At 59.4% G+C, this 6,673-nt stretch carries 7 protein-coding genes and 1 pseudogene; all 8 read right to left on the reverse strand.

Annotation, left to right across the window (positions count from 1 at the left end):
- Nucleotides 1-47 precede the first annotated feature (47 nt).
- Entirely contained in the window at nucleotides 48-2,102 is a 2,055-nt protein-coding gene (gene gyrB, locus AXF19_RS03905; RefSeq protein ID WP_066845316.1) for a DNA topoisomerase (ATP-hydrolyzing) subunit B, read from the reverse strand.
- Nucleotides 2,103-2,123: 21 nt separating this feature from the next.
- The gene (locus AXF19_RS03910) at nucleotides 2,124-2,516 is read right to left on the reverse strand and encodes a HepT-like ribonuclease domain-containing protein (protein ID WP_066845318.1); all 393 of its coding nucleotides are present in this window, start codon (nucleotides 2,514-2,516) and stop codon (nucleotides 2,124-2,126) included.
- Complete coding sequence (locus AXF19_RS03915; protein ID WP_066845320.1) at nucleotides 2,461-2,802, reverse strand: nucleotidyltransferase family protein; 342 nt, start codon at nucleotides 2,800-2,802, stop codon at nucleotides 2,461-2,463. Before AXF19_RS03915 ends, AXF19_RS03910 begins: the two co-directional genes overlap by 56 nt.
- 22 nt (nucleotides 2,803-2,824) lie before the next feature.
- Nucleotides 2,825-3,736 carry a DUF721 domain-containing protein gene (locus tag AXF19_RS03920; protein WP_066845323.1) on the reverse strand — a complete coding sequence of 304 codons (912 nt, stop codon included), beginning with the start codon at nucleotides 3,734-3,736 and terminating at the stop codon, nucleotides 2,825-2,827.
- Between the two features lie 16 nt (nucleotides 3,737-3,752).
- Nucleotides 3,753-3,903: pseudogene (locus tag AXF19_RS15070) on the reverse strand (secretion protein HlyD).
- A 420-nt stretch (nucleotides 3,904-4,323) separates the two neighbouring features.
- Entirely contained in the window at nucleotides 4,324-5,445 is a 1,122-nt protein-coding gene (gene recF / locus AXF19_RS03925; protein ID WP_066845325.1) for a DNA replication/repair protein RecF, read from the reverse strand.
- A gap of 2 nt (nucleotides 5,446-5,447) precedes the next feature.
- The gene (locus AXF19_RS03930) at nucleotides 5,448-5,663 is read right to left on the reverse strand and encodes an RNA-binding S4 domain-containing protein (RefSeq protein ID WP_066845328.1); all 216 of its coding nucleotides are present in this window, start codon (nucleotides 5,661-5,663) and stop codon (nucleotides 5,448-5,450) included.
- Nucleotides 5,660-6,673: DNA polymerase III subunit beta (dnaN, locus tag AXF19_RS03935; protein ID WP_237141689.1), on the reverse strand; the 1,014-nt coding region annotated here is incomplete at its 5' end. The genes AXF19_RS03930 and dnaN, both read right to left, overlap by 4 nt.

Consider the following 6,673-nt stretch of genomic DNA (forward strand, 5'->3'; position numbering starts at 1 on the left):
AGAAAATCCCCTTGACACGCCCTCGTCAAGGGGATTTTCCTATGCGCTCAAATATCCAGATTCCGCACGAGACGCGCGTTCTCCTCGATGAACTGGCGGCGCGGCTCGACCTTGTCGCCCATGAGGATGGTAAAGAGTTCGTCGGCGGCCTCTGCGTCCTCTGCGCCGACCTGCAGCATGGTGCGCCCCTCCGGGTTCATGGTGGTCTCCCAGAGCTGCTCGGGGTTCATCTCGCCGAGACCCTTGTACCGCTGGATCGTCACGCCCTCGCGCCCGATCTCGTCGAGCTTCTTCTCCTGCTCCGCGTCGGAGTAGGTGTAGAAATGCTTCTTGTCCTTGCGGATCTGATAGAGCGGCGGCTGCGCGATGTAGACGTGCCCGTGGTCGACGAGCGGCTTCATGTAGCGGTAGAAGAAGGTAAGAAGCAGCGTGCGGATGTGCGCGCCGTCCACGTCCGCATCCGTCATGATGATGATCTTGCTGTAGCGGCGCTTCGCGAGGTCGAACTCCTCGCCGATGCCGGTGCCGAACGCCGTTATCATTGTACGAATCTCGGCGTTGGCAAAGATTTTGTCGAGGCGCGCCTTTTCGACGTTCAATATTTTTCCGCGCAGGGGCAGGATCGCTTGGAAACGGCGGTCACGTCCCTGCTTTGCAGAGCCACCCGCAGAGTCGCCCTCAACGATGTAGATCTCGCACTGGTCGGGATCCTTCACGGAGCAGTCCGCGAGCTTGCCCGGCAGGCTCGACACCTCGAGCGCATTCTTGCGGCGCGTCAGCTCGCGTGCCTTGCGTGCCGCCTCGCGTGCACGGGACGCCATGAGTGCCTTGTCCAGTACCTTCTTCGTGACGGTGGGGTTCTCCTCGAAGTACTCGGTCAGCCCCTCGGTGACGATGGAGTCGACGATGCCGCGCACCTCGGAGTTGCCGAGCTTCGTCTTGGTCTGCCCCTCGAACTGCGGCTCACGCACTTTGAGGCTAATAACGGCGGTGAGTCCCTCGCGCACGTCCTCGCCCGAGAGGTTGCCGTCCTTGTCCTTCAGCACGTTCAGCCGCCGCGCGAAGTCGTTCGCCGCGCGCGTGAGGGCGATCTTGAAGCCCGCGAGGTGGGTGCCGCCCTCCTCGGTGTTGATGTTGTTGACGAAGCTGTAGATATTCTCCTGATAGCTGTCGTTGTACTGCATCGCGATCTCGACAACGGTGTCGTCCTTCACGCCGTTGAAGTAGATCGGCTCCTCGTTGATGGTCTCCTTCTTGCGGTTCAGATGAGAGACAAAGGAGCGGATGCCGCCGTCGAAATGGAAGGTCTCGCGGCGCTCCTCCTCGCCGCGCTCGTCGACGAGGGTGATGGTGATGCCGTGGTTGAGAAACGCCAGCTCGCGCAGGCGGTGCTTCAGCGTCTCGAAGCTGTAGGTCGTGACGGTGAAAATCTCGGGGTCGGGGATGAAGTGGACGCGCGTGCCCGTGGTCTCGCAGGTGCCGATCGTGTGCAGCTTCTCCCGTGTGACGCCGCGCGTAAAGGAGATGGCGTGAATCTCGCCGTCGCGGCGCACCTCGACATCCATCGCCGAGGAGAGCGCGTTGACGACAGAGACGCCGACGCCGTGCAGACCGCCCGAGACCTTGTAGCCGTCGCCGCCGAACTTGCCGCCCGCATGGAGGACGGTGAGCACAACCTCAACGGCGGGCATGCCGCTCTCGTGCATATCGACGGGGATGCCGCGCCCATTGTCCGTGACGGTGATGCTGTTGTCCCTGTGGATGACGACCTCGACGGTGTCGCAGTAGCCCGCGAGCGCCTCGTCGATGGAGTTGTCCACAACCTCATAGACGAGGTGATGCAGTCCGCGCTCCGATGTCGAGCCGATGTACATACCGGGACGCTTGCGCACCGCCTCGAGTCCCTCGAGCACCTGAATCTGTCCCGCGCCGTAGTCGGCGTCGACAGCGGTCACCTCGTCGCCCATCTCCTCGGCGGAGATGGCGATGCCGGAGAGGTCGGGCATATCTGCCATCTCAGCGGCTTCCTTCGCCTCCGCCTCGGTCATCGGGCGAACCTCCACCTGCTCTTCGTTTGCACTTAGGTCGATTGTCTTTGCCATTATGTCCTCCTTTTGGGGATATTATTTTCTAGGAATCGATGCTACACAAATGATCTCGTAGTTGTTTTCTTTCAAGATATCGGCGCAATATTTTCTCAAAGGCGGAATATCTTCTGTTATCATATCCCACACCTTCGAGAAGTCTACTCCTGTATCATACCCATGTGCAATAATATTGCGCTGTCCTTTGATCTGTTTCCATGGAATCTCTTTTGCCTTTGCTAAAAACACATCCGAAAGATGTCGGGCAATCTCTCCGATCGCCTGTAAATTGATCGAAACATTTCCCTGATAGATATGGTTGTCGATAAAGAGCATTCGATCCTCACCAAAATATGATATGGTGTCAAGGATTCGATCACAGTGCTTGACGATATGCTGGAGAATCTGTGCATCTTTCTCGCTCACTGTCATAGATCAATATCTCCTCTCTTTCCACATATTTTTTGAATATTTTATACTCCTCCGGGATTCTGGTAATCAAATCAATTTCCTTCCCCAGAGCTTCTTCAAGGTCTGCATAAAAACCTCCGAGTTCGAGAAACCTCATTTCATCGGCTGCTTTGACGTGAAGATCCACATCGCTGTCCTCACGCGCTTCACCGCGTGCGTATGAGCCGAAGAGCCAGACTTTCTCTACCCTATATTGCTCGCAGATGGGGCGGATTTTCGCGCGGATTTCGTCGATGGTGAGAATCATGTGGATCGCCCCTTTCTGTAAATTATTTCTTTTTCGCCTTGCGCTTCTTCATCTCTTCCCAGAATTCGCGCGTGGTGATGAGTTCGTTTCGGAGTTCCCAGAATGTGCTCTGTATCTTCTTCGCCGTGACCCCCTCGGGCGGGAGTCCGCGATGGAGCATGGTGAGGAGGCGGGCGTTCTCGCTGTCCTGCGCGGTGTACTCGGTCTCGCCCGCGATCTGACGGACGAGGTCGGCGCGCTCGCTGCCGAGCATGAGGGCATCACAGGATGGGACGCGGTGCACGATGTCGGCGAGCTTTGCCCACGGCTCGCGCCGCAGGATGGCGCGCACTTCGCGGCGCACGCTACGCTCCTCGGCGCGCCGGCAGTCGAGGCAGACATTGTCAACCATACGTCCGCAGGAGGGACAGGGCACAAGTCCGCGCTGCTCTTTGAGTCGATGTGCCTTGCGCGCGACTTGATAGGCGCGTTGGATGCGCGTTGCGAGTTCACCGTCGCTGACTGCTCCCGCGAGCGCTGTACCGCGCGCAATCTCCTCATCTGTGAGTCCCGTCTGAACGACGGCGCGCGCGTAGGCGGCGGGTGTCTCTGTATCCGCCCCCTCCTCGCTTGGAATGGGTTCGGGGCGCGCGTTGCGGGCAAAGGCGATGTCCCGCACCATGCGCCCGCCCGCGTAGTTGTTGACGCGTTGGACGATCTCGGGCGCACTCATGCGCATCTCGTTCTTCCATGTGGCGTCGGGTGTGTAGAGGAAGAGTTTGCCGTCACGCACGGCGACGGCGCGGACGCGGCGCGCGATCATGTCGCCCATGATGTCTGCCCAGTGGGAGAGGGTGGTGTGCGTGATGTAGTCGCGCTCGAAGGCGGGGCCGAGGCGGTGGATGGCGGCGCGCACGTCTTCGCCCGCATCCGCTGTGCCAAGTGTTGTGCGCATCGCCGTGCCTCCTTCTTTAAGGAAGCACTGATAAATTCAGCCGCGCCATCTTGACACATCTTTTTTGCCCGCACTGTGTCGGCAAATCCTCCACATAGCTTTTGCTATGCGTCCGGTTTGCCTCCTTGTTCGGACGAAAAAATCTACGCCAATCTGACGGACTTCATTTTATCAGCGATTCCTTAAATCGATTCTATCGGTAGAAAAGAACGACTCTCCATGGCGCCCCTTCCACCGCTTGCTGACCTGTCCAAGAAGCAAGTCCGTAGGACGAAGCTGATTGGGAAACAGGTCGTATGCGAAAACGTCCCAAGAACACGAGCGTTAGCGATGTGTGATTGGCTGACGTTGACCGCTCGCGGTCCCCCTCCCCCGTGCGGCACGGGGGAGGCTCGGAGCTACGATATTGAACGACACTATCTATAAAAAAGCATAGTTCAATATGATTCCACTTCGCGTCCCGCACACAGGCTCCGTTTCGACGGGGGAAGCTGAATACCGCAATTCCAAGCCTCCCCTGCCCACGGCGGGGGAGGGGAACCATGCGCAGCATGGTGGAAGGGGCGCTTTGAACGGAAAAGGTTCTCCTACTCCTCCCTCACCTGTCCCGCCTCGACATAGCGGTACGTTCCCATGCGCTCGCTTGGGAAATACGCTGCATCGGTGGCAGTGATGAAGGTCTGGATCTGCTCGCTCTCGATGAAGGAGAGGAGCGCAGATCTGCGCGCGGCGTCCAGCTCGCTCATCACGTCGTCGAGCAGGAGGATGGGTGCTTCGCCGACGTGCTCGCGCAGGTAGAAGAGCTCGGCGAGCTTCAGCGCGAGCGCGCCCGTGCGCTGCTGTCCCTGCGAGCCATAGCTCCTGAGACTCATGCCCGAGGTGCTGAGGACGAGATCGTCGAGATGGGGTCCCGTCCCCGTCGCCGCGCGTGCAATGTCGCGCGCGCGGTTCTCTCTGAACATCTCATTATACCATAGTTCGAGGCGTTCTGTCATGCCATCTTTGTCGCTCGTGAGTCCTGCGGGCGCGTGCGCAATCTCATAGGAGATCGCGAGCTCCTCACCCGCCGCAAGCACTGCCTGCACGCGCGCGGAGAGCGCACCGAGCTGCGCGGTCGCTGCGATGCGCCGCGTGACGATGTATGCCGCGCTCCGTGCGAGCTGTGTATCCCACGGGAGGAGGGCATCGGGCGGGGCAAGGCGCTCGCGGATGTCCTTCAGTAGCGCGGCGCGCTGGCGCAGGATGTGCGTATAGCGCAGGAGCTCGCCGTAGTAGGCGGGGCTTGCCTGCGAGAGCTCCGCGTCGAGATAGCGGCGGCGCAGCGCGGGTGCGCCCTTGACAAGGAAGAGATCCTCGGGAGAGAAGAGCACCATCGGCAGGATGCCGACAAGCTCCCTCTGTTTCAGCGGGCTGCCCGCGTACTCAATGCGCCGGCGCGCGCCGCGCTGAAATGTAAAGGAAAGCTCCGCAGGAACATCGTGCCGCAGAAAGGAAAGGGCGATATGCGCGCCGTCCGCGCCCATGCGAATAAGCTCCGCATCGCTCGAGGTGCGATGGGAGCGTCCAAAGGCGGCATAGTAGAGCGCCTCGATGATATTCGTCTTGCCCTGCGCGTTCGCACCGAGGAAGATCTGCACGCCTGCATCGAAGTCGATATGCAGCTCCTCATAGTTACGGTAGGAACGCAGTCGTAACGATGTAATCCGCATAATTACGCACGCGTAACACGGTAAGTATTTGTACCATCCAATGTAATAATGTCTCCGGGGACAAGTTTGCGGCGGCGTGCGGTCTCGATCTCCCCATTGCGCAGGATGGCTCCCTCTGCAATGAGTTCCTTTACGATGCCGCCGCTCGGAACGGCACCCGCCAGTTTCAGGAACTGGTCGAGCTGAATTGTCTCTGTGTGAATCTCGATGTCTGTCAATGTGTCCTCACAGGCGTTACAACGTAGATATAGTTGGGATCGGCTTCCTCACGGATTGTAATCGGCGAGAGGTTCATGCCCTGTGCGTTCGCCCCCTGCAGCGAGAGGATGAAGGTATCGCTGTCGAGGGACTTCACAGCATCCATGAGATAGGAGGCGTTGAATGCAATCGTGACATCGTCGCCCGTGACCTCTGCGGCAATGGTCTCCTCTGCCTCGCCGATCTCGGGGCTGTTCGAGGAGATGCGCATAAGTCCCTCCTCAAAGGCAAGCTTGACGATGTTGTACTGATCGGTGCGTGCGATGAGGGAGGCGCGCTCCACCGCCGAGGCGAAGGTCGCTGCGTCGAGCGTGACGCGCGTGCGGATATTCTCCTCCTGCGGGATGACGCGGCGGTAGTCGGGGAATGCGCCTTCGATGAGGCGCGAGGTCATGTAGATGCCGTCTGCGGACATGCTGATCTGATTGTAGGAGCAGGTGACGTGAATGTCGGTCGGTACGTCACCCGTGATGGTGCGCGTGACTTCCTCCAAGAATTTCGCGGGGATGATGATGCGGATCTGCCCTGCATCCTCCTCCAGCAGCTCGCTCTTGACGGCGAGACGGTGGACGTTCGTCGCGGCAAAGGTGACTTCCTTGCCCTCGACCTCGAGCTGGCAGCCCGTGAAGATAGGACGGCGGTCACGCTGCTCCTCGCGTAGGCATGCGAAGGTTGATTTCTTGACAAGACGCGCAAGTGTGCGGTCTTTGATGGTAAATTGCAGTGTTCCTTCCATACGCTGTAGGACTGGGAAATCACTGACCTCCATCGTACGGAGGGTGAAGCGTGCACTGCCGGAGCGGATGACGGCGAGTCCGTCGGAGCTGCCCGTGTCGATGGAGACTTCCTCTGCGGGCAGTTTGCGTGCGAATTCTGTGAGGTATTTGCCGGGGAGGACTGCCGTGCCGACCATGTGGATCTCGGCGGGGATGGTGACGATGAAGCCGAGCTCGTAGTTGGTGGATTGGAG

It is taken from the genome of Selenomonas sp. oral taxon 126 (genome assembly GCF_001683335.1).
In the GTDB taxonomy this organism is placed as follows: domain Bacteria; phylum Bacillota; class Negativicutes; order Selenomonadales; family Selenomonadaceae; genus Centipeda.

Excerpts from the sequence above, each read along its gene's own strand:
- gyrB (WP_066845316.1), bottom strand. The coding sequence starts at position 2,102 with ATGGCAAAGACAATCGACCTAAGTGCAAACGAAGAGCAGGTGGAGGTT.
- AXF19_RS03910 (WP_066845318.1), bottom strand. The coding sequence starts at position 2,516 with ATGACAGTGAGCGAGAAAGATGCACAGATTCTCCAGCATATCGTCAAG.
- AXF19_RS03915 (WP_066845320.1), bottom strand. The coding sequence starts at position 2,802 with ATGATTCTCACCATCGACGAAATCCGCGCGAAAATCCGCCCCATCTGC.
- AXF19_RS03920 (WP_066845323.1), bottom strand. The coding sequence starts at position 3,736 with ATGCGCACAACACTTGGCACAGCGGATGCGGGCGAAGACGTGCGCGCC.
- recF (WP_066845325.1), bottom strand. The coding sequence starts at position 5,445 with ATGCGGATTACATCGTTACGACTGCGTTCCTACCGTAACTATGAGGAG.